Genomic DNA, 21,274 nt, shown 5'->3' on the forward strand with positions numbered 1-21,274 from the left:
TCGGCTGCTACTTGCGCAATAGAAGTACCGCACCTATTTACTCAGGTTTCTTTTGGAGAAGTGAATCGATGGCGGCGAGGATGGCCTCGGTGGAGGGAAGCCCCTTCTCCGCAAAGGCGATCCGGCCTTCCAGATCGATAACGAATACGGTTCGCTGCTGGGTCAGGAAGCCGAGCGATTTGCCCACTCCATAGAGACGGCGGATGGATCCGCCTTCATCTACAACGAGCGGGAAGCGGTAGCCTTGCTTGGCCGCAAATTTCTCATGGCTGTCCTTGGAGGCGGAATTTACCCCTAGTACTGCGGCCCCTCTCTCGGCATATTCCGACTCGGAATCGCGTACGGCACAGAGCTGCTTCGTACATCCCGGTGTCTCGTCCATCGGATAAAAAATAAGTACAATCGGTTTCTGTCCAAGCAGATTTGTAAGATCGATGGTGCCTTGTGTGCTGTCCGCCCGGAAGAGGGGGGCTTGTTCACCCGGTTTCAGCATAGAGAACACTCCTTCATGATCAATGTGATTGTTCAACTTGCATTACTTGTTGGGCAATTCTTCGCTGTACGACATAGAGACGATGAAGCAAAAGCACAGCTGCGGCAGCCAGTCCGGAGATCAGACCGATCCAGTAGCCGTAAGGACCGAGAGTTGTATACTGGGCCAGAACGATTCCAAGCGGCAAACCGATGACCCAATAGGCTAGCAGACTGATCCAGAAGGCCGGATTCACATCCTTATATCCGCGCAATGCCCCTTGAGTAGGCGTGGCGATAGCGTCGGAGATCTGGAAGAATACAGCGTAGACCAAAAAATGAGTAATCAGGGCAATAACAGCCTTATCACTGGAGTACAGCCCTGCGACACCGTTGCGGAACAGCATCAGCAGCATAGCGGTAATAAGCGATAATCCGATCGCCGTGCCGATCCCGATGACAGCGTATTGCTTCGCATCCTTGAGCCGGGCTGCTCCCGTCTCGAAGCCGACCAGAATGGTAAGCGCCAGACAGATGCTCAACGGAAGCATATACAGGGTAGAAGCAAAGTTGTTGGCCGCTTGATGGGCGGCGATTGTCAGCGTGTCGAAGCGGCTCATTAATAATGTAACCGCCGCAAAAACCGCTGTCTCGAAGAACATCGAGAAACCAATCGGCACGCCGAGCTTCATCAGTTCCTTCCACTTCTCCAGCGAAATATGATGCAGCTTGCCGAATACCCGGTATGAAGCGAAGGGCTGTGCCTTATGCGCGATCCAAAGAGCGATCAGAAAGATGCACCAATACGTAAAGGCCGAGGCTATTCCCGAACCGATCCCGCCCAACCGCGGAAAACCGAGCCGTCCAAAGATAAGCAAATATCCAGCACCGATATTCAAGGGCAGGGAGATCAGGGATATAACCATGGACACACGGGTTTGTCCCAAAGCATCGATAAATGAACGGATGACTATGTAGCCAAATAAGGGCAGAATACCCGTTGATATCGATACGAGATAATAAAATGCGACATGATGCACCTTGGGCTCTAATCCCATTTTATTCAATATAGGAGAAATTAGAAATCCCCCAATAATAAGCACCACGATGCCGACCGCGGCTGCAAGCCACAGAGCTTGCATGACATTGTAGCCAACCTTGTCCGGTTTGCCTCCTCCGATAAGCTGGGATACGATCGGAGTGATCCCCATCAGCACGCCGCTTAAGCCAGTCTGGACTGGAATCCAGAGGCTTGCGCCGATGGCGGTTCCCGCCAGGTCGGCTGGACTGGCGTGACCGGACATGATCGTATCGAAGAAAGTCATCAATGACATCGTAATTTGCGTAACCAGAATCGGGACCAGAATATGCAGGAACTGCATATATTTTTGCTTTAATGTAAAAGTTTCCTTCATGCTCAAGACTCCATTTCATGACAGCAAGCGCTAAGTAAGGTAGTGATGATAACTCTTATGGATTGTTGAAAGCGCAAAAAACCGTTTCCTCTGCTATCAAGCAAAAGAAACGGCTTGGTGATGCAGTTACATTCATTTTAATGAAGAAATGCCGAATTTTGATGCTCACAGATGCTGTACTGGATAATTTCCATCGCATCTTCCGGTTCCAAAATGGTCAGACCATCGCGGAGGATGATCATGGAGTTAAGCTCCTTTTGATCCAAGAAAGGCAGCATATCCGGAAACCATTTTCTAACAATTTGTGCCAGTTTTACCGTTTCCATTTCCACTTCAATCACCCTTTCCTCCTAGAATCATTCTGGTTACGAATCATTCGAAATCGGAAAAGCACGAGCTTGTGAAATCAGGTAAAGCGAAGGCAAAAAGATTTATAAAATTATCTAAGGAACCGTTTGACATTATTATAGCACATTGCTGAAAAATTGGAACGGCGTGAGCCGTAGACCTGTGTCTGTTCAGCGTCTGCGGAAGGAGCCCATAACGCCTGTCGTTTCCACAATATTGACGAAGGCGGAAGGATCGGTCTGTTTAATAATTTCTTTTAATTCGGTAAGCTCGTACATGGTCGTAACGGTCATCAGCATATCTTTCTCTTTATGGGAGAAGGCCCCTTCGGTCTTAATTTTCGTAACTCCCCGCGGACGAGCCAGAAGCTGCTTCAATAACTCTTCAGTCTTATCGGTTACAATGAACAGCGTAACTTTATTATGGCTAACATGAATCATATCTAGTACTTTGCCGGTTAAATAAATGGACACCATCGAAGCGAGGGCCAAATTCCAGTTGCCGTTGAGGTAACCCATCGCCAAGATGACGAGGCCGTTCAAGAAGACAAGGATCGCCCCGATGGGGAAATCTCGGTAGCGCGTAATGGCCGAGCCGATAATGTCGAAGCCTCCGGAGGACCCGCCAACCCGGAAGGATATCCCGCTGCCGAACCCGACGAGCACACCGCCGAAAACGGCCGAAAGCAGCGTATCAGAAGCCAGCGGTTTCTCCGGAATAAGCGCCATCATCAGCGTAACTCCGGCAACGGACAGGATGCTAAGTCCAATAAACCGTCTACCCAGCAGAAATAGCCCGAGGATCAACAGCGGGACATTGTAGGCCAGGTACATTGTGCTTATGCTAAATGGCGTGAAGTACCCTGTCAGCATAGCCAGACCGGATACCCCTCCGCTCAGAAGATGTTGGGGAACGAGGAACAAATTGAAGCCTGAGGCAATGAATGCCGCCCCGATCAAGATGATGACACAGTTCCTGATTTCCTTTAACACAAAAAATCCTCCTTAAATTGTAAGTTCAAAAAAGTCCGGTTTTCAGCACCAAGAAATTTAAATGAAATGAAGCTTGGGACCGAGGGGCGGAGCATTGGGTAGCCGGGTGCTTGGAGTACCTGGGATATTCCCGTAGGAAGCCTGATTTCGTTGGCCTCTGCTTAGGTCCGGCCGAATTCAAGATTCAATATCGAATAGCTTTCCGATTTGCTTCGTAATCCCAATTGGGCTTTTTGAACAACCTCCTAAAATAATAAGCAGTATACCCACCTGCATTCTACTGGTATTTTTGAAATGATTTATGCTATAATATTTGAGATATTCTTGAGTAGGGATCTCTTTCCACTTTGATGGTCCATATATTTTGGTGAAATGGCCAGTAGAATTCAGGTTGATTTGTCGTCAGATGCTTATTTAGATCCAGAGCTTATGTAAATTTTTCGGGCTGACTGGACAGTCTATAAACAGATTAAACGCTACTTAAGAATACAGTTAAGAAGGTGGAATGTCCACTATATAGAAGGAGTTTGAGGACAATTTGAACACATTTTCAGAATTTGGCCTAGAGCCTAAAGTATTACAAGCTATAACGGAGCTTGGATTTGAGGAAGCGACCCCGATTCAAGTTAAATCGATCCCGATTGCGATGACCGGCAGAGACATGATTGGACAAGCGCAAACAGGGACAGGAAAGACTGCAGCTTTTGGTTTGCCGCTGATCAATAAAATCTCGAAAGATGAAGAGCATATCGTAGCTCTCATTATGACGCCTACCCGTGAATTAGCTATCCAGGTTGCAGAGGAAATTGGCAAGCTGGCCCGCTTCAAGGGAACTCGTTCCTTGGCGATTTATGGCGGACAGGATATCGTTCGTCAGATCCGCGCGTTGAAGAAGAAGCCGCAGATCATTATCGGTACTCCAGGACGTTTGCTGGACCATATCAATCGCAAGACGATTAAGCTTGACGATGTACAGACGGTTGTACTGGATGAGGCCGATGAAATGCTGGATATGGGCTTCATGGAGGATATCCAATCGATCCTGAAGCTTGTCCCCGAAGAACGTCAGACGATGTTATTTTCCGCGACTATGCCTTCAAATATCCAAAAACTGGCGCAGCAATTTTTGAAAAATCCTGAGCATGTATCTGTTATTCCTAAACAGGTAAGCGCCCCGCTTATTGATCAAGCCTATATTGAGGTTAATGAACGTCAGAAGTTTGATGCCCTTTCCCGTTTACTTGATATGGAATCCCCTGAGCTTGCGATCGTATTTGGACGTACGAAACGTCGTGTTGACGAGTTGTCTGAAGCATTGCAAAAACGGGGTTACTCTGCAGACGGCCTGCATGGCGACTTGTCGCAGAATCAACGTGACAATGTTATGCGTAAATTCCGCGACGGAAGCATCGACGTGCTCGTGGCTACCGACGTGGCGGCTCGTGGTCTGGACGTATCCGGCGTAACGCATGTTGTTAACTTTGACTTGCCGCAGGATCCGGAAAGCTATGTGCACCGTATTGGCCGGACTGGCCGTGCGGGTAAAGAAGGGACTGCTTGGTCCTTCGTAACTCCACGGGAAATCGATCATCTGCATTTCATCGAGCGGATTACCCGCCATAAGATTACCCGCAAACCATTGCCTACGCTGGCTGAAGCGATTGAAGGCAAGCAACGGATTGCCGCTGAGCGAATCCTTGAAATCGTTGAAGAAGGCGAGCTTAGAGAATACAAAGGCATTGCCATCCAATTGCTGGAGCAATTTGATTCTGTCAATTTGCTTGCTGCGGCATTCAAGTTGATTACCGGCGAGAAGAACGATAAGACGTCCATCGAGTTGACTCCGGAAGAGCCAATCCGTGTGAAGCGTCGTAACCCGGACATCCGTTCCAGCGGACGTAAGCCGTCCGGATATGGTAATCGTGGCGGTGGCTATCGCCGCGACAATCGTGAGGGCGGTAACCGCAGTGGCAGCGGCAGCGGCTACAAAGGTGGTTACAACAAGGAAGGCGGACGCGATTCGTATCGCGGCGGTTCATCCGATCGCAAGCCGCGTTCCGGTTACAATAACGGCGAACGCAGACCTAAAAATGGCGGCAGCTTCTCCGACAAGTAATTTGCGTTTTAGTTAACGAAAATCGTTTGGAATAGCAAAGAAGACGAAGGCAAGCTTCGTCTTCTTTTGCTGTTATGATTAATACAAAAAGGTCCGGCTTACAATCACGAGCAGAATGAACAATACCAAGATTGTGCCTGTAGATGTCCATCCACCACCGCAACTACCACAACTTCCACAACTTCCGAATCCACCAACAACACCAGACATTTGATAACCTCCTTTTTTATTAGAAGATGTTCTCGCCTAAGTTTTGAAGTTACGGTATATCTTATGCTGGGTGGATGAACTAGTCTAGACTCTTACCCAGGTGCACGCAAAATAGGCGCTGGATAGTCGGCCATGAATCATGTATAGTTATAAATATAGACAGATTCTGTTACTGATGGAGGGAGATTTTTTGGAAACCAAAGGCTTAATGGGTGGATTATACAAAATAACAGAATGGATTATGCGAATTGCAGGCAGCAATTTATATTGGGTATTATGCTCTTCGCCGATTCTATTGCTCCTAGTTCTAGGGCTTAACTATGTTGCTTCGACTAACATGCCTATCCCCTTTGAAATTTACATGCCTATGGCGGTTTTGGCACCGTTTACACTCTTTCCCGCGACCGCGGCTTTATTCTCGGTGACACGGAAATGGGTGATGGGTGAGACCGATCTTGGCATTACCAAGCTGTTTTTCAGAAGTTACAAGGATAATTACAAGCAAAGTATGCTGGGAGGCATCTTCTACACGCTTCTGATCGTTATCATGTATGTCGATTACGAAGTGTACATGAAGCAATTTAAGAACATGCAGATCCTCGGCATCGTGATGCTTGTATTACTATTTTTCATCTTGTTGTCCTTATTTAATTTCTTCTCCTTAGTAGCTCATTTTCATATGAAAGTTAAAATGTTAATTAAGAATGCTATTTTGCTCACGGTTCTCAGACCTTTCCGCACCCTGTCCACGTTCCTCACTGCAGTGGTGATTGGGTTCATTACCCTGAAGTTCACCTGGTTGATTCCTTTTGGCTTTGCCACGCTGATCGCTTGGATGGCCTACTTCAACTTTAATATCGCCTATACAAAAGTGCAGGAGAAGGTGGAGAGACTCCGTCAGGTGGAGGAGGAAGGCACGCAAGCCGATGGCGAAACGGGTGAAGATGCGGAATCGATGGCTGCTGAATTGACTGAAGGAGAGGACAAAGAGAAGAACTGATTTTTTACCTCGGACAAGCGGGTCAATCGATTTGCTAACAACACCAAGTTTACAATTGAATTAAGAAGTTTTATAATAGGAATACGTCCTGCGATGTACGTTTCGGTTAATTGTTGTTTTGAACCAATGACAAAGTCTCGGGAGACTCACATTACGCCGCAGCTGAAAGGCCCTATCCAGCGGATTAGGGGACTTCAAAAGCGTCGTTGCGGTCACCCACCTGCTAAGAGCAGGTTCGAGGCACGATAATCGGACGGCATAGGCGGGTCTTGCATATTTGCATGCGGCACTTTGAAGGATTTTTTGTGAAAAAGAGTCCTCGAGGTGCCTTTTTTATTTGTCTTCTTCCCGGATTTGACTTTGTTTGTTCTTCAATCAATGTTACACTATAATATAAATTATACTTACTATTTCTTGCCGTTATGATGAAGGAGGAAGAGCAGGTTGTCGCTAAAAAGAACATTAGTTGGGATTTTTCGCAGCTACGAAGGTACAAGTGATCGTGCGAAGACACCTGAATTAAAGACGAGATATTATCAATTATCCAGGGAAAAAGCCTGGGAGGAAATAAGCTCAACTCTGAAGAAAATTCCCGGATATAAAGTCCTGCATGAGGTCCCTAACGTAGGGGAAATTACGTTGGAGAAGCGTACCAAATTCGGACGGGTTATGGATATCACCGTATCGATTGTTTCCACGGGTCCTGTCCGTACAGCTGTCGACGTCTATTCTGCTACCCGAGGTTCGATGGGGGATCTGGGGGCGAACTACCGCAACGTCCTTCATTTGTTCGCCGTACTGGATAAGAAGCTGTCTACCTATAAAGTAACAGCGTAATTAGCGGAACGAGGACAAAAAAGCGAGCAGGGAGGTTTTCCTCCTTACTCGCTTTTCTTGTCATAACATGTATGGGCTGAAAGTTAAGCAAGCAGCTTCTTCACGGCTGCGATCGGCTCTTCATAGTTCGGATGCTCGCCCATTTCGTTAAGGATTTCAATATAACGAATCGTGTTGTCCTTGTCGAGAACGAAGACAGCGCGGTGGTCGAGTGCGAATTCCTTAATCAGGACGCCGTATGCTTTCCCGAAGGAATTCTCTTTGTAGTCAGACAGGGTTACGACGCGATCCACCCCGGCAGCTCCGCACCAGCGGGCCTGTGCAAACGGGAGATCAGCGCTGACGGTAAGAATGATTACATCTTCGCCAAGCTCAGCGGCTTCTTGATTGAACCGCCTTGTTTGGGCGTCACATACGCCTGTATCCAGGGAGGGTACGACACTGATCAGCTTGATTTTGCCGTCATAGTCGGCAAGGGTGGCTTCTTCAAGCAGGTTTTTATTTAACCGGAAATCGGGAGCCTTATCCCCGACCTTCAATTCAGGTCCAATCAAAGTAATGGGATTGCCTTTAAATGTAGCAGCGTTAGTACGTTCTTGAGTCATTTGTCTTCTCCTCCTATTAATTAGATAAAGTTTCTAATTTTAATTATAATCGTTTTAAAAAGAGATTGTCCAACTTATAAAAATAAAGGATGGAGTACAAGGAGGAAACGATATGATCTTTATACGATATGAAGATTGGAGAAGTTACCTGCGTTATTATCCGGTTACGAGTTTGCTTCTGGCCGCTAATATCGTGATGTTTATCATCGAAGTGTTTACCGGAGGTTCAACGGATAACATGAACTTGTTGCGACTAGGGGCTGTTACGGAGCACCCCCAATTATCCAGCGAGTGGTGGAGGCTGTTCGCGGCGATGTTTCTGCACGCCGGGGTGATGCATTTGGTGTCGAACTGCTTCGCTCTTCTTGTCTTTGCGCCGCCGCTAGAGCGATTGATGGGGCATATTAAATACTTCGTGCTGTATATATTCAGTGGAGTGATCGGTAATATCATTACCTTGGCTGTATACCAGTCTCAACATTCTCTGCAATATCATGTTGCAGTAGGAGCTTCCGGGGCTATCTATGGGATTTATGGGGCATTCCTGTTCATTGCCCTGCTGCAGCGCAACCTGATGGATGAGAACTCCCGCAAGACGCTGTACAGCTTGCTTATGATCGGGGTTGTCTATTCCTTTGTCGTGACGCAGATTAACTGGATAGCTCACTTCGGCGGCTTGCTTGGCGGCTTTGTATTATACGCTATTCTCAGCAGATTCATAAAGAATCATTGAACCAATAGAAAGTACATGGTAAATTAAAGAAGTACTGATCTATAGGTGACTTAGTTAACAGATTAAGCGTTAACATTTTGCTCTCACATCCCATAGAACTATAGTCCGGTACGCCAAGGGTCCTGATTTCAAAGGATATCGAACAGATGTGAAATGGAGCGATCAGATTCTGTGGAATTAAGACAACTGCAGTATTTTGTAAAAGTGGCGAAAAAAGAGCATGTCACGCAAGCGGCTGAGGAGCTACATGTGGCGCAGTCGGCGGTAAGCAGACAGATTCACCAGCTGGAGCAAGAGCTGGGCGTCAACTTGTTCATGCAGAAGGGCAGGAACCTGCATCTCACGGCGGTAGGACAATTGTTCTGCAGCAGGGTAGAGACGATTCTGAAGGATTTAGAGCGGGCGGTCATGGAAGTCCATGAGCTGCTTGATCCGGAGCTGGGCGAGATCCGCCTTGGATTTCCGAACAGTCTCGGAATTCATTTCATACCTAGCATCGTCTCGGAATTTCGTAAATTGTATCCTAATGTTAAATTCCGCTTCAGACAAGGAACTTATCCTACATTAATCCGCGATGTGGTCTCCGGAGAGGTTGACCTGGCCTTCATCTCTCCATTTCCGGAGAATCATGATCAGGTGGTTGGAAATATTGTATTGACCGAGGAATTGGTGGCGATTCTCCCGCCCGGACATCTTTTGGCCGGGGAACAGAGCATCACGTTGAATCAGCTGAAGGATGATAACTTTATTCTTTTTGGGAGCGGTTACTCTCTACGTCCTATTGTATGGCATGCTTGTCTGGAAGCGGGCTTCACGCCGAAGGTAGCGTTCGAGGGAGAAGAGACAGATACGATCCGCGGTCTCGTTGCGGCAGGGATGGGAGTAAGCTTGCTGCCGGAAATGGCATTGTATCAGAGCTTCTTGTTGCAGCCAAGCCGCGTACGCATCTCTCATCCGAAAGTGACGAGGACGATTGGCTTGATTCATCGGACAGATGAGAAGCTGCCGCTGGTCGCGCAATCATTCAGAGCGTTCCTGCTGGAATACTTTGGGCTTCAAATTGATACTCCACCGAGTCAATGACCCGGAAGGTACTAACTTAACGATCAATGAAAAATGCACCTCCTTTATCAGGGGGTGCATTTTGGCTTATATGGAGCTATTGCCGCTGGGTCCAACTCGGACAGCGTTAGTCACGATTGCTTGTGAAGATCAAAATATAGCGGAGCAATTCAAGCACAGAGATTAGGGCGGCTGCGACATAAGTCAGTGCAGCGGCGTTCAGGACGTTAGCGACTCCGCGCTCTTCTTCGTTAGTAACGAAGCCCTGTGTCAGCATGATCTTGCGTGCCCGACTGCTGGCATTGAATTCGACTGGCAAGGTAACCAGCTGGAACAATACCGCTGCCGAGAAGAAGATGATACCTAGGCCGATCAGATTAAAGGCTCCGAATAGGAATCCGGCCAAGAGCAGGAACGGCGCTACCCCGGATGCGAAGTTCACAAACGGGAACATGCGATGGCGCAACACGAGCATAGGGTAAGCTTCTTTATGCTGAATGGCATGACCGACTTCGTGGCAGGCAACCGATACCGCTGAGATCGAACTCTCGTAGTAAACCGGCTCCGACAGACGTACGACCTTATGAATCGGGTCATAGTGGTCAGTCAACGCTCCGCGTACTGGCTCAATCGGAATATCATACAGCCCGTTAGCATCCAGCATGCGTCTTGCTGCATCGTGACCGGTTAATCCGTACATATTCGGCACCTGTGAGTATTTATTGAACGTACCCTTTACCCGGAATTGGGCCCATAAGGAGAGACCGAAGGCGAGTAAAATAGGAATTAGCATGACGTTAGAATACATTAATCATTCCTCCAAAGTTTGTAGATATTAGATTGTGTCCGATTAAAGGAAAGGATTCTGTTAGTTCTAAATTAAAAAGGGTTGTGATTCATCAGAATCTGGATCGCTTCAATGCAAGCAAGACTTTGCGGCATCAGGTTCGTGAAGGCTCGTCGGGCTTGGTTCGGTTTGAGATTGGAAATCAACGGCTCAAGCTCTTTAACTTCCCGTTCAAGCTGCTGCATGCGTATTTCCAGGGAGCTCAGCTTTTCGTTAACCTGTTCCTCACCGCTAACCGTGCTCCATTGATTGAGCTTTTCGCGAATTTCCTCTAACGTATATTTTTCTTGCTTCATCTGATTAATACGTTCGAGTCTGTTTAAGGTTTCAGAACTGTACAAGCGGTAATTTTTTTGCGTGCGCGTCTCCGGCCAGATCAGACCAAGTTTGGTGTAATAATCTATTGTTCTTTCGCTAATATTTGCAGCTTTGGCCAGTTCTCCAATACGATACAACTTCATATCCCCAATAGATTCACCCTCTCTCCAATTAATATCAGTATGTGATCTCTATATATAGATTTATGATACTCGATATGCAACTATACAGTCAAACGTCACGCTTTATAAATGATAGTAGCCAAAGAGGGTTGTGTAGATGTAAATTAACACTTAATGTTAAGTATTCTTGCAAGTATTCAAAATCTTGCCGATTTGGCATTGTTTTATGCATAATTCAGATCATATAATCAGCTTAATCATTATACTTGTGTTAGGAAATATGACATTTAGGGAGCTGGTTGTTTATGAGAAGAAAATGGATCTATGGTCTGTCGGGAATCATCGCCGTCTTGGCGTTCCCGGTTTCTGCATATGCTGCAGAGGGGGAGATTAGTGGTGAGGTTTTACAGGTTGGATTAAATTCGGTTTTCGTGTTTTTGGCGGCGATGCTCGTCTTTTTCATGCAAGCAGGATTTGCACTGTTGGAGGCTGGATCGTTAAGAATGAAAAATGCCGGGCATGTAGCGGGCAAGACGGTGCTGACATTAGGAATCGCTGTGCTCACCTGGTGGTTTCTTGGCTTTGGCTTTGCCTTTGGAGACGGTAACGGCTTTCTTGGAACGACCGGCTTTCTGTTCGGCGGCGAGGGAGATATCGGTTCATTTAGCGTCTTCTCCGACATTGGGGTCCCGCTGAACTTGATGTTTCTGTTCCAAATGGCATTCGCAGCGGTATCGTTGGCGATTGCCTGCGGAGGTATGGCGGAGAGAGCAAAACTGAGCGTATATATGGTCTTCGGAACGATATTCATGGTTGTCATCTACCCGATTGTGGCCCATTGGGTATGGGGCGGCGGCTGGCTGGGACAATTGGGAATGCAGGATTATGCCGGTTCAACAGTGGTTCATCTTACCGGTGCGACAGCGGCCCTGGCGGCGATCATACTGCTGAAGCCGCGCCTTGGTAAGTACAATCAGGATGGCAAGCCCAACAGCATTTCAGGGCATAACCAAGTGTTGACGGTGCTCGGCGTGATTATACTCTGGATCGGCTGGTTTGGCTTCAACCCGGGCAGTGCGTTAACGCCCCTGGGGGACGGATTCTTTGGCTTCGTATTAATGACTACGAATCTGGCCGCGGCAGCAGGTGCTATAGCTGCACTGCTTGCTTCCTGGGCTGTGCTCGGCAAGGCGGATATTCCAAGCATGCTAAATGGTGTATTAGCTGCGTTGGTGGCAATTACCGGCTCTTGTGCTTTTGTGGAAGCTTGGGCAGCGATCGTCATTGGTGCGGTGGCCGGGACAGTCACCTTCTTCACCTCCAGATGGTTCGAACGCGCCGGCTTTGACGATCCGATCTGCGCTTTCTCTGTTCACGGGATCGCCGGCATTTGGGGCGCCGTTTCAACCGGATTGTTTGCTACGCCCGAGCTTGCGGAGAGGACCGGGGTAGGATCGCCTGGCCTGTTCTATGGCGGCGGTTTAGGGCAGTTGGGTGTGCAGTTGCTTGGTGTGATCGGCACATTTGTATTTGTGCTCGTGCTTTCTTTTCTCGTGCTCGGTGGAATGAAGCTGCTGATGGGGCTTCGAGTAACGGAAGAAGAAGAGATGATGGGACTGGATATTAGCGAGCATGGCACATACGGATATCCGGAGCAAATGAGCCTGCTGAACCAAACGGTCGATAGCGGAGTTCAAACAGGCAATAATGCTTCTACTTCTCCGGCAGGGTCATAAATACAGATTAGGATATATCGCATGGGATGCGCTTTATGGCGAAATAGGGTCCGGGCAAATCGGTATTAAGGCTGGGTGGAAAGGAGGTGGGCGATGCCGAAGGAATTAAAGGATCAGGATTTCGCCGATTGGCTAGGCGAGATTCGAGGAGCGACTTCCTCCCGGGAACTTCTGGCAGCGAGAAACAAACGGCAGAAAATTGTGAACAAAAGCCTGGTGAGTATGGCTGTTGAAGAAGGGAATCGCCAAATCGCACAGATTCATAGGGAAGTGATGTGCAGGGCGCTCACATTGTGTGAGGCAACATGTATTCAGGAGGGCCTGGGCCCTCCTCCTGTTTCATATGCGTTTATTGCCCTCGGCAGTGCCGGGCGGGAGGAACAAACGCTGTGGAGCGACCAGGATCATGCGCTAGTCATCGGAGCAGGAGATGGACAGCAGGTTGATTTCTATTACGAAAGATTTGCTGCCATACTGGTCCGGATTCTTGAGGAGGCCGGCTATCCGCCTTGCCCGGGCAAAGTGATGATATCGAACCCGCTATGGCGCAGGACATTGGCAAGCTGGCAGCAGATGCTTAGTGATTGGAGAGAGGAGCTTGGCTGGGAGCAGGTCCGTTATTTGATGATCGCTGCCGATATGCGCCTGATTGCCGGGGATGCCGGACTATTTACCCAGCTTCGTGCTAATATCGATGAAGTGCTGGGATCTTCCGCAGAGCATGAGCAGGATCTTGTCCTTGCTGTTCTGCGCGGAACAGTTCGCCATAAAGCAGCGTTAAATGTGCTTGGGCAGGTGATTACAGAAAGAAACGGTGAGCATGCCGGTGATTTTGATGTAAAATACGGCCTCTATTTGCCAATTGTTAATGCGGTGAGGTTTTTGGCAGTAGAACACGGCGTTGTCTCCAGTAATTCAACATTGGATAGGCTAAGGCGGTTATATGAATTGGAGGCCCTGCCTTTCCGTTGGATTGAAATGTGCCGCGAGGCATTTATAATCGCTCTTAAATTCAGGTCCCTGGCGGCAGGTTATGAGGGCGAGAACGGTCTGTTGACCGGCAGCAATTATTTGCCGCAAGCGATGCTCAAGCAGCGGGAGATCAGGAGGGAGCTGCAGGAGGCCCTCGGAACTGTCAAGCTGATATATCGATCGCTGGAGCGCCAGCGCCGCTATGCGGAGAGGATCTGGTCATGAAGGACTCAATGAAGAGAAATGGAGTTTTCTGGGATATTATGAAGGAGGGAGTGCTGCCGTCCAGGATCGCTTCTATGCTCAGCGCACCCAGCGCCCAGCAAATCGCTTTTGTCCGGTCATTAACGCGGGGGCAGCGGAAAACGGAGACACTGCACGTGCCTTTGACCGAATTAGGGACGGCGGTATTCGATCTGGAGACGACGGGATTCCATTATAACCATGGGGACGAAATTTTGTCCTTTGGCGCGGTTAGGGTGGATGGGATGGAGGTCGACAGGGAAGCATTCTATTCTCTAGCCCGACCGGGAACGGCCATTCCAGAGCGAATTATAGAACTGACCGGCATTACCCTGCAGGCTGCGGAAGAGGCACCTGCTTTGCTGCAGGTGCTTCAGGATTTTATGAGCTTCGTGGATGATCGGGTACTGATTGCCCACGGCAGTGCGCATGACAAGGCTTTTTTGGATGCGGCCCTCTGGAAGACAACGAGGGTGCATTTAGGCCATCGGGTATTGGACACGATGATGATTGCGCGGAAGCTGGTGCCAAATCGTCCAATATCTGCTCTGGATGACTGGCTGCGTATATACGATATCCCGATTGGACGGCGACATCACGCGTTAGAGGATGCTAAAATGACCGCGCAATTATGGGTGAAGCTGATCGACCACTTAGCGCATACGGGGGTTGTTACTCTGGGGGATCTGTATCATTTTCTTGGAAAATCGTGAATGGGCTTAGAGCTGCGAATAATTGCATTTATTTACTTTCAAGCTGTAACAAATCCCTGAATCAGGGTACAATATACTAATAAGACATTAAATTTTAAAGGAACGGATTTCTCATGAGACGACATAAATGGATCCTGGCAGGATTGATTATCTTATTAGCAGCAGTATTGTACGTTAATTTGGGTCAAGGCTCATTCGGCTTATGGGGGAAGGGCGAAAAGGAAGCCGCGGCCTCCAGCCAGTCGTTAACCGAGCTGATTGCGGCGGGAGCGCCTAAGCCTGGGACGCCGGCCCCCTCATTCACTCTGGAAGGCCTGAACGGTCAGACATATACAGTAGGTGGAGAACGTGACAAAGCCCTGCTATTGAACTTCTGGGCATCCTGGTGTGATCCTTGCAAAGAAGAGGCGCCGGATTTGGTTGCCCTGGCGAAGAAATACGGGGATTCACTGGATGTGTACGCCGTGAACGTCACCTTATATGATCAACTCGATAAAGTTAAGAAGTTTGTCGAGGACTATGATTATACCTTCCCAGTATTGCTCGATAAGAAGGAAGAGGTTTACCGCAAATTTAACGGGATGGCCTTTCCGACAAATGTACTGATCGGGAAAGATGGCGTCATCCAAGAGGTGATCATAGGCTCACTTTCCGCCAAGGATTTGGAAGCCAAATTGAAGAAGCTGACGAATTCGTAGTAATCCGTATTTGCTGCGAATACCTGTATATAGGCTTCTTTTTTGCCCCAACGCGATCCTGAACCGCCCAGCAATGCGTTAATTCTAACGATACCCGGTTTCGTTAGAATTAACGTTATTTGATTTTGGGGAGGAAAAGAGCTTTGGACTTGACCCGGTGTTATTTCAAACGAAGGGCAGGCGAAGGGGCAAGATCAATATGTTATATCAAATTTTTAATTAACCACGGCTTTATCAATGACAGAACCACTTCTGGCTGCATCGCTTTGGTATGATCCATGCCGCTTCCTTTTAGAACCTCTACATCCCATCCAAGGTGTTCTAATTCTTGTTTGTTTTTCTGGAGTATCCCGGCAATATCAACGGTTACACTGCCGAAGTTTTCTCCATAAATAATAGTGTCTTGCTCCCCGGCAAAGGTTAATCTCGGAATTGTGAATGGTTGCTGGATTTTTCGATCATCAAAGGTTATCAAGTTTTGGTACATAGTAACAAACTGTTTGGTTTGATCCGCGTCGATCTTTACCTTAATATTGTCCCAATCTATTTCTTCTGGGCTAATCGGGACGGGTTCATCATCAGCGGCTGAATTTTGGTGATTTAGAGCCTGCTCATAAGTTTTATTGGTCACTACCATCATTTCTTTATACGGGCCGTCTATTGGAGGAAAGCCGCCCATCATTAAACTTTCCAGTCGGTCTGTCCGAATGGCTAATTGCAACCCGGCCAGAGCTAACCAGGAATAACCGTAATAGCTGAATTTCTTAACGTTCATTTCGTCGGCGATGGTTAAGAAATCGTTTGTAATATTTTCAGGTGTGAGATTGTCAGGGCTGGGATGCTGAAACCGGTGTCCCTCGTAATCGAAAGATAGGATCTGAAACTTGTCCATGAGTCCCTCGATAAAATGTTTTCCTGATTCGGGGTCTACTCCCCACAACTTTAAGTTTTCCGCCTCTTGCCCATATACGGATTCTTTAGCACCCGGAAGCATAATCGTTACAGAGCCGGGATTGCCAGTTAGACCAACCTTTAATTCTGATCCATCCGCAAGCGTTATGTTTTTCTCCATATTTAATCCCTCCTAACTGATTTACATCTATCGTATAACATTCATGCAATCTTTCGGATTCGCTCTGTTTTCTACTTGATACATGGGGGTCTTCTTCAAAATATGTTATCGTAGCACTTGAAGGTTTTACTTTAAGTTTGTGGTTTAAAGCTGACTTTTGAACCACTTCTTTAAAAGGAGTTATAAATGGAGACATATAGCCCTAAACAAATTGCGGATGCCTTAAAGGTCAGCACCACCACCTTGAGAAGATATGAAGAACAAGAGCTTATTCCTGCTGTACCAAGAACCAAAGGCAGCCATCGTATGTATACTTCGATACACTTACAAGCTTTTACTGCTATCAGAGCGATGCTAAAAGGGTATGACATCCCTGTTGTTTACGATGTTATGAGAAGGTGTAAGCAGGCAAGATTTGAGGAAGCCCTGTGGTTCGTTAATGAACAGCAATATCATATTCAGGTGGAAAGGCGGCGAGTCGAAGAAATCCTCACGATGATTCAAAATACTGATTTTACTAGATATCAAAATGTAAAACTAACAGAATATATGAGCATTGGAGAGGCTGCAAAAATAGCGGGGGTAAATCCTTCAGCGATTCGTCATTGGGAATACGAAGGTTTGGTTCACTCGGAAAGAAATGAGGAAAACGGCTATAGAATGTTCTCAGTAGCGGAACTGCGTAAAATACTGGTCATCAGCAGCTTGCGAAAGACCGTTTATTATATAGAAAATATGAAGGAGTTATTAAATGATTTGGATGTCCAAAGCTATGACAAAATCGAACGTTCTTTTCAGCTGGCTTTGGAAAATTTGAATCGTCAGCTATTGGATCAAATGAAGGGAATTGCAGAACTGATTAAATATATAGGCTTATATCAAGAAGTAAATATCTAACACGGGCATAAGCGCCTTGTTTTGCGGTGATCTCTTTAATCTCCTCCTTGCCGCAGGTTTAGGAACAGGGCTTGCGCTTGCATAGAAAAAACCTGCATTTTTCAGCAGGTTTTTGTTAACGTTCATTGTCTATGGCAAGTCTTAGTGATTTACAAGGCCTCTCTCGACCGATTGGATCTCCTCGTAGCCTTCACGCTTGTCTTGTCCAAGCAGGGCGTACAGGAAGCTGTCAACAAGCGCCTCCCAGCTTGCTTCGATAACGTTGCTGGAGACGCCGACTGTACTCCAGGAGTTCTCCACGTTGGAGGATTCAATCAAGACGCGAACCTTCGAGGCGGTGGCCTCTTTATCGTCGAGGACACGAACCTTATAGTCTGACAAATGCACCTCATTGAGGCCCGGATAGTAGCTGATCAGCGCCTTGCGCAGCGCGTTGTCCAGCGCATTGACCGGACCGTTGCCCTCAGCGGCCGTATAGATAGAGTTGCCATCGATGTTCAGCTTGACGAACGCCTCGGATACCACCGGTTTTCCGGCTGATTTCTCAACAAGCATTTTAAAGGACTCGAACGTGAACAGCTTCTTCACTTCTCCGTTCGCCTCTCGCAGCATTAGCTCAAGCGATGCGTCGGCTCCTTCGAATTGATAGCCTTGATGCTCCAGTTCCTTAATTCGGTCAATCACTTCCCGGGTGCTTTCTTTTTCCGGATCAAATTCGATTCCCATCTTCTGTGCCTTGGACAGGATGTTGCTCTGTCCGGCCAGTTCAGAGACAAGCACGCGCTGGTGGTTGCCCACTGTCTCAGGCACGATATGCTCGTAGGTACGGGCATCGCGCAGGATCGCCGATACATGGATGCCGCCTTTATGAGCAAAAGCGGCTGCGCCTACATAAGGCTGGTTAACTGGCATATGAACATTGGCAATCTCGCTTACGTAGCGGGCTGTGTTCGTCAGTTGCTCCAGTTGCTTCTCTTCAAGAACCTGATATCCAAGCTTCAGCTGCAGGTTCGGGATAATGGAGCAGAGGTTGGCGTTGCCACAGCGTTCGCCATATCCGTTCATAGTCCCTTGGATCATTTCGGCACCGGAGCGAACTGCGCTGAGCGTATTAGCCACTGCCAGTTCACAGTCGTTATGGGTATGAATGCCAAGCCTTGCAGTTCCGGCAATCTGCCCGCCAAGCGCAGCAACGATGTCGGACACCTCGTGAGGCATGGTTCCACCATTGGTATCGCACATGACCAGCCAGTCTGCACCTGCTTCTTCAGCTTTGCGCATTACGGCTAAGGCATATTCGGGGTTGTTCTTATAGCCATCGAAGAAGTGCTCGGCATCGAACATCACCTCAAGTCCGCGTTGCTTCAAGTAGGCAATAGAATCATAGATCATCGCCAGATTCTCTTCCAGAGTAGTCTGCAGTGCCGTATGCACGTGGAAGTCCCATGACTTGCCGACAAGCGATGTTGCCTGTGCACCGGAGTCGATAAGACGCTGCAGATTGGCATCATGCTCGGCCAGACTGTTCTTGCGGCGAGTGCTGCCAAATGCTGTAATCTTCGCGTTCAGACGCAATTCTTTAACTCGGTCAAAAAATTCGATATCCTTACTATTGCTGCCGGGGATGCCGCCTTCAATGTAATGGACACCTAACTGATCCAGCTTCTTGGCAATCTTCAATTTGTCCTCTGCGGATAAGCTGATGCCTTCTCCTTGAGTACCGTCGCGCAAAGTAGTGTCGAAGATAGTTAAAGCTTTTGACATAATGGAAGTATCCCCCTTTGGAAGTCCTCAAAAATAAAGCACCGATTTAGGTATATTTTCTAATTATATCATCCTGATATTTTAAATGTAATATAATTTTCGTTAAAAGTTCATCGTGATATTGACCGTTTTTTGCTGAAAAGGGTATGCTGAAATTACTAGTATATAAATGAGGGGAAACGCTTGGATAATGTCGATAAATACTATCCCGCCAAAGGGCGGGTTGTGCTGCATGTCGATATGAATGCTTTCTACTGTTCGGTGCATGAAGCGGAGGAACCGGAGAAATACCGGAATCGTCCGACCGCTGTAGCCGGTAGCGTGGAACTGCGCAAGGGAGTCATCGTTACTTGCTCCTATGCGGCGCGTCGGAGAGGCATATCTACGGGGATGACAGTCAGCCAGGGGCTGAAGAAGTGCCCGGAGCTCATCGTAATTCAGCCGGACTTTCATTTGTATCGGAAATACTCCAAAGCTTTTATGAATATCGCTTATAGCTATACTCCGCTATTGCAGGCCGTATCTATTGATGAATGCTACCTGGATATTACCGGCTCGAAGCAGTTTGGCACACCGATGGAAATTGCACAGGCGATTCAATCGCGTATTGCCAGCGAGCTTGGTCTTCCATGCTCCATTGGGATTGCACCCAACAAGCTGCTGGCCAAAATGGCCTCGGATATGAAGAAGCCGAATGGCATAACGGTGCTGCGGATACGTGATGTGCCAGCCTTGCTATGGGATAAGCCGTGCCATGAAATGTTCGGAATCGGCAGGCGGACGGCAGAGAAGCTGAAGAAGATCCGCATATATACGATCGGACAACTGGCGGTAGCGGATGAGCGGTTGTTGTTAGAACGTTTCGGCGTGGTTGGACACTGGATGAAACAGGCGGCGAATGGCCATGACGACACACCGGTCATCGACGAGCGGGAGAAGAATAAATCGATCGGACATACGACGACCCTGCCGCGGGATATTCGTGAAATGGAGGATGTCCAGCGGGTGCTGCTGAATTTGGCGGATCAAGTGACACGGCGCTTACGCAGGCAGCAACTGATGGCTCAGACGGTGCAGATTACGATACGCACCCCGGACATGAAGACGATAACGAGATCCCATAGCCTGGATAATGTGACGGATAGAGCGGAGGATGTATATACGGAAGCCTGTAAGCTGTACAGGCAGCACTGGAGCACTGAGAAGCCGATTAGACTGCTCGGTATAACTTTGCAGAATCTGTTGCCCAAGGAGCAGGCAGCGCTGCAGCTGGATCTGTTCGATTATGAACAGCAGCCGAAGAAGGAATCGCTGACGAAGACGATGGATATGCTGCGCGATAAGTTTGGGGAGAGCGCTGTGCTAACGGCGGGAATGCTGTCGGATGATCCTTCGGCGCTGATCCGCAATCACAAAGTCCGCGGTACTTCGCTACAAACCGATTTTCTTCTGGATAAAGATCAAGCAAATGATGATAAATGATCCAGGTATTCGAATGGAATAATGCGGAAAATGAATTGAAATTGATTGGTATTTATATTATATTGGTCATGGTGATAACAAAGCACCGGACTTGTACCGTTTATTCAGGAGGCAGAAAAAATGGCTAAATTTACTTGGGTTGAGAAGGATACTTGTATCGCTTGCGGCGCTTGTGGCGCAACGGCACCAGATATTTATGATTATGATGACGAAGGTTTGGCCGAAGTGATCTATGAAGGCGACGCCAACCGTGGTGTGACCGAAATTCCTGAAGACCTATTTGATGACCTTCAAGACGCTTGTGACGGATGTCCTACAGACTCCATCAAAGTAGCGGATGAACCATTTAACAAAGAAGGTTAAGTTATTTAACGGTAAGCACCGACTGTTAATAGCATCATAAGACAGGGACTATCTGCTCGCTAGATGGCTAGAGCGATTCCTCCCTATTCATAGTGGGAACCTCTCCTTCCGGATGGAAGGGGAGGTTCTTGTTTGCATTTTGGTCATCTTTTAATAGTAGATAATGTGACTGCAAGTATGTCTGTAGATCTAGTTCCGGATTCTGTAAAAATAGGACGATAGACTGTTTTCTTCTGTTACATAGAGAAAAATCCAAGC

Annotated in this window: 22 protein-coding genes and 1 other RNA gene; 13 read left to right on the top strand and 10 right to left on the bottom strand. The window is 47.7% G+C overall.

Annotated elements, in window-relative coordinates:
- Positions 1 to 37: 37 nt before the first annotated feature.
- The 4 genes from BN1360_RS13645 to BN1360_RS13660 form a co-directional block, all read right to left on the bottom strand.
- On the bottom strand, positions 38 to 493 hold the full coding sequence (locus BN1360_RS13645) for a peroxiredoxin (RefSeq protein WP_068780402.1): 456 nt from the start codon (positions 491 to 493) through the stop codon (positions 38 to 40).
- Positions 494 to 512: 19 nt separating this feature from the next.
- Positions 513 to 1,886, bottom strand: a complete 1,374-nt coding sequence (locus tag BN1360_RS13650) for an MATE family efflux transporter (RefSeq protein WP_068780403.1) — start codon at positions 1,884 to 1,886, stop codon at positions 513 to 515.
- Positions 1,887 to 2,023: 137 nt separating this feature from the next.
- The gene (locus tag BN1360_RS13655; protein ID WP_068780509.1) at positions 2,024 to 2,218 is read right to left on the bottom strand and encodes a hypothetical protein; all 195 of its coding nucleotides are present in this window, start codon (positions 2,216 to 2,218) and stop codon (positions 2,024 to 2,026) included.
- Between the two features lie 186 nt (positions 2,219 to 2,404).
- Positions 2,405 to 3,226 (bottom strand): YitT family protein, encoded by an 822-nt coding sequence (locus BN1360_RS13660; RefSeq protein ID WP_068780404.1) that lies wholly within the window; start codon positions 3,224 to 3,226, stop codon positions 2,405 to 2,407.
- Positions 3,227 to 3,764: 538 nt separating this feature from the next.
- Between BN1360_RS13660 and cshA the strand changes: the two genes are divergently transcribed.
- Positions 3,765 to 5,342 (top strand): degradosome RNA helicase CshA, encoded by a 1,578-nt coding sequence (gene cshA, locus BN1360_RS13665; protein WP_068780405.1) that lies wholly within the window; start codon positions 3,765 to 3,767, stop codon positions 5,340 to 5,342.
- Positions 5,343 to 5,420: 78 nt separating this feature from the next.
- On the opposite strand, the gene BN1360_RS25955 is transcribed toward cshA, so the two are convergent.
- Positions 5,421 to 5,552 carry a YjcZ family sporulation protein gene (locus BN1360_RS25955; RefSeq protein ID WP_229521000.1) on the bottom strand — a complete coding sequence of 44 codons (132 nt, stop codon included), beginning with the start codon at positions 5,550 to 5,552 and terminating at the stop codon, positions 5,421 to 5,423.
- Positions 5,553 to 5,742: 190 nt separating this feature from the next.
- On the opposite strand from BN1360_RS25955, the gene BN1360_RS13670 reads away from it, so the two are divergent.
- The 3 genes from BN1360_RS13670 (at position 5,743) to BN1360_RS13680 (ending at position 7,389) form a co-directional block, all read left to right on the top strand.
- Positions 5,743 to 6,552 (top strand): YesL family protein, encoded by an 810-nt coding sequence (locus BN1360_RS13670; RefSeq protein WP_068780406.1) that lies wholly within the window; start codon positions 5,743 to 5,745, stop codon positions 6,550 to 6,552.
- A gap of 82 nt (positions 6,553 to 6,634) precedes the next feature.
- Positions 6,635 to 6,825: non-coding RNA, 6S RNA (gene ssrS, locus BN1360_RS13675), on the top strand.
- Between the two features lie 171 nt (positions 6,826 to 6,996).
- Positions 6,997 to 7,389 (top strand): DUF1499 domain-containing protein, encoded by a 393-nt coding sequence (locus tag BN1360_RS13680; protein WP_068780407.1) that lies wholly within the window; start codon positions 6,997 to 6,999, stop codon positions 7,387 to 7,389.
- 83 nt (positions 7,390 to 7,472) lie between these two features.
- On the opposite strand, the gene tpx is transcribed toward BN1360_RS13680, so the two are convergent.
- The gene (gene tpx / locus BN1360_RS13685; protein WP_068780408.1) at positions 7,473 to 7,994 is read right to left on the bottom strand and encodes a thiol peroxidase; all 522 of its coding nucleotides are present in this window, start codon (positions 7,992 to 7,994) and stop codon (positions 7,473 to 7,475) included.
- A gap of 112 nt (positions 7,995 to 8,106) precedes the next feature.
- On the opposite strand from tpx, the gene BN1360_RS13690 reads away from it, so the two are divergent.
- Positions 8,107 to 8,727, top strand: coding sequence for a rhomboid family intramembrane serine protease (locus BN1360_RS13690; RefSeq protein WP_068780409.1), 621 nt, complete (start codon positions 8,107 to 8,109; stop codon positions 8,725 to 8,727).
- A gap of 171 nt (positions 8,728 to 8,898) precedes the next feature.
- Positions 8,899 to 9,810, top strand: coding sequence for a glutamate biosynthesis transcriptional regulator GltC (gene gltC, locus BN1360_RS13695; protein WP_068780410.1), 912 nt, complete (start codon positions 8,899 to 8,901; stop codon positions 9,808 to 9,810).
- 106 nt (positions 9,811 to 9,916) lie between these two features.
- On the opposite strand, the gene BN1360_RS13700 is transcribed toward gltC, so the two are convergent.
- Both BN1360_RS13700 and BN1360_RS13705 read right to left on the bottom strand, forming a co-directional pair.
- Entirely contained in the window at positions 9,917 to 10,597 is a 681-nt protein-coding gene (locus tag BN1360_RS13700; protein ID WP_068780411.1) for a zinc metallopeptidase, read from the bottom strand.
- 71 nt (positions 10,598 to 10,668) lie between these two features.
- A complete protein-coding gene (locus BN1360_RS13705) occupies positions 10,669 to 11,097 on the bottom strand; it encodes a MerR family transcriptional regulator (protein ID WP_068780412.1) in 429 nt (142 codons plus the stop codon).
- 284 nt (positions 11,098 to 11,381) lie between these two features.
- Between BN1360_RS13705 and BN1360_RS13710 the strand changes: the two genes are divergently transcribed.
- From BN1360_RS13710 to BN1360_RS13725, 4 genes are all read left to right on the top strand, one after another.
- Entirely contained in the window at positions 11,382 to 12,812 is a 1,431-nt protein-coding gene (locus BN1360_RS13710) for an ammonium transporter (RefSeq protein ID WP_068780413.1), read from the top strand.
- Between the two features lie 93 nt (positions 12,813 to 12,905).
- Positions 12,906 to 14,009, top strand: coding sequence for a DUF294 nucleotidyltransferase-like domain-containing protein (locus BN1360_RS13715; protein WP_068780414.1), 1,104 nt, complete (start codon positions 12,906 to 12,908; stop codon positions 14,007 to 14,009).
- The gene (locus BN1360_RS13720; RefSeq protein WP_068780415.1) at positions 14,006 to 14,740 is read left to right on the top strand and encodes an exonuclease domain-containing protein; all 735 of its coding nucleotides are present in this window, start codon (positions 14,006 to 14,008) and stop codon (positions 14,738 to 14,740) included. The genes BN1360_RS13715 and BN1360_RS13720 overlap by 4 nt, the downstream gene beginning before the upstream one ends.
- 113 nt (positions 14,741 to 14,853) lie before the next feature.
- Positions 14,854 to 15,438 carry a TlpA family protein disulfide reductase gene (locus BN1360_RS13725; protein WP_068780416.1) on the top strand — a complete coding sequence of 195 codons (585 nt, stop codon included), beginning with the start codon at positions 14,854 to 14,856 and terminating at the stop codon, positions 15,436 to 15,438.
- Positions 15,439 to 15,640: 202 nt separating this feature from the next.
- Here the strand turns inward: BN1360_RS13725 and BN1360_RS13730 are convergent, their stop codons facing one another.
- Positions 15,641 to 16,510: an alpha/beta fold hydrolase gene (locus BN1360_RS13730; RefSeq protein WP_068780417.1), complete on the bottom strand. Its 870-nt coding sequence runs from the start codon at positions 16,508 to 16,510 to the stop codon at positions 15,641 to 15,643.
- 186 nt (positions 16,511 to 16,696) lie between these two features.
- On the opposite strand from BN1360_RS13730, the gene BN1360_RS13735 reads away from it, so the two are divergent.
- Positions 16,697 to 17,407, top strand: a complete 711-nt coding sequence (locus tag BN1360_RS13735; RefSeq protein WP_068780418.1) for a MerR family transcriptional regulator — start codon at positions 16,697 to 16,699, stop codon at positions 17,405 to 17,407.
- A gap of 141 nt (positions 17,408 to 17,548) precedes the next feature.
- Here BN1360_RS13735 and cimA read toward each other — a convergent pair whose 3' ends face one another.
- Positions 17,549 to 19,171 carry a citramalate synthase gene (gene cimA / locus BN1360_RS13740; RefSeq protein ID WP_068780419.1) on the bottom strand — a complete coding sequence of 541 codons (1,623 nt, stop codon included), beginning with the start codon at positions 19,169 to 19,171 and terminating at the stop codon, positions 17,549 to 17,551.
- 183 nt (positions 19,172 to 19,354) lie between these two features.
- Between cimA and BN1360_RS13745 the strand changes: the two genes are divergently transcribed.
- Together BN1360_RS13745 and BN1360_RS13750 are read left to right on the top strand one after the other, a co-directional pair.
- A complete protein-coding gene (locus BN1360_RS13745; RefSeq protein WP_068780420.1) occupies positions 19,355 to 20,653 on the top strand; it encodes a DNA polymerase IV in 1,299 nt (432 codons plus the stop codon).
- 120 nt (positions 20,654 to 20,773) lie between these two features.
- The gene (locus BN1360_RS13750; protein ID WP_068780421.1) at positions 20,774 to 21,016 is read left to right on the top strand and encodes a ferredoxin; all 243 of its coding nucleotides are present in this window, start codon (positions 20,774 to 20,776) and stop codon (positions 21,014 to 21,016) included.
- Positions 21,017 to 21,274: the final 258 nt, after the last annotated feature.

The organism is Paenibacillus sp. GM2, from assembly GCF_900069005.2.
In the GTDB taxonomy this organism is placed as follows: Bacteria; Bacillota; Bacilli; order Paenibacillales; family Paenibacillaceae; genus Fontibacillus.

What these genes read in the sequence shown, in the direction of transcription:
- BN1360_RS13645 (WP_068780402.1), bottom strand. Translation starts at nt 493, where the DNA reads ATGCTGAAACCGGGTGAACAAGCCCCCCTCTTCCGGGCGGACAGCACA.
- BN1360_RS13650 (WP_068780403.1), bottom strand. Translation starts at nt 1,886, where the DNA reads ATGAAGGAAACTTTTACATTAAAGCAAAAATATATGCAGTTCCTGCAT.
- BN1360_RS25955 (WP_229521000.1), bottom strand. Translation starts at nt 5,552, where the DNA reads ATGTCTGGTGTTGTTGGTGGATTCGGAAGTTGTGGAAGTTGTGGTAGT.
- tpx (WP_068780408.1), bottom strand. Translation starts at nt 7,994, where the DNA reads ATGACTCAAGAACGTACTAACGCTGCTACATTTAAAGGCAATCCCATT.
- BN1360_RS13690 (WP_068780409.1), top strand. Translation starts at nt 8,107, where the DNA reads ATGATCTTTATACGATATGAAGATTGGAGAAGTTACCTGCGTTATTAT.
- BN1360_RS13700 (WP_068780411.1), bottom strand. Translation starts at nt 10,597, where the DNA reads ATGTATTCTAACGTCATGCTAATTCCTATTTTACTCGCCTTCGGTCTC.
- BN1360_RS13705 (WP_068780412.1), bottom strand. Translation starts at nt 11,097, where the DNA reads ATGAAGTTGTATCGTATTGGAGAACTGGCCAAAGCTGCAAATATTAGC.
- BN1360_RS13710 (WP_068780413.1), top strand. Translation starts at nt 11,382, where the DNA reads ATGAGAAGAAAATGGATCTATGGTCTGTCGGGAATCATCGCCGTCTTG.
- BN1360_RS13715 (WP_068780414.1), top strand. Translation starts at nt 12,906, where the DNA reads ATGCCGAAGGAATTAAAGGATCAGGATTTCGCCGATTGGCTAGGCGAG.
- BN1360_RS13720 (WP_068780415.1), top strand. Translation starts at nt 14,006, where the DNA reads ATGAAGGACTCAATGAAGAGAAATGGAGTTTTCTGGGATATTATGAAG.
- BN1360_RS13725 (WP_068780416.1), top strand. Translation starts at nt 14,854, where the DNA reads ATGAGACGACATAAATGGATCCTGGCAGGATTGATTATCTTATTAGCA.
- BN1360_RS13730 (WP_068780417.1), bottom strand. Translation starts at nt 16,510, where the DNA reads ATGGAGAAAAACATAACGCTTGCGGATGGATCAGAATTAAAGGTTGGT.
- BN1360_RS13735 (WP_068780418.1), top strand. Translation starts at nt 16,697, where the DNA reads ATGGAGACATATAGCCCTAAACAAATTGCGGATGCCTTAAAGGTCAGC.
- cimA (WP_068780419.1), bottom strand. Translation starts at nt 19,171, where the DNA reads ATGTCAAAAGCTTTAACTATCTTCGACACTACTTTGCGCGACGGTACT.
- BN1360_RS13750 (WP_068780421.1), top strand. Translation starts at nt 20,774, where the DNA reads ATGGCTAAATTTACTTGGGTTGAGAAGGATACTTGTATCGCTTGCGGC.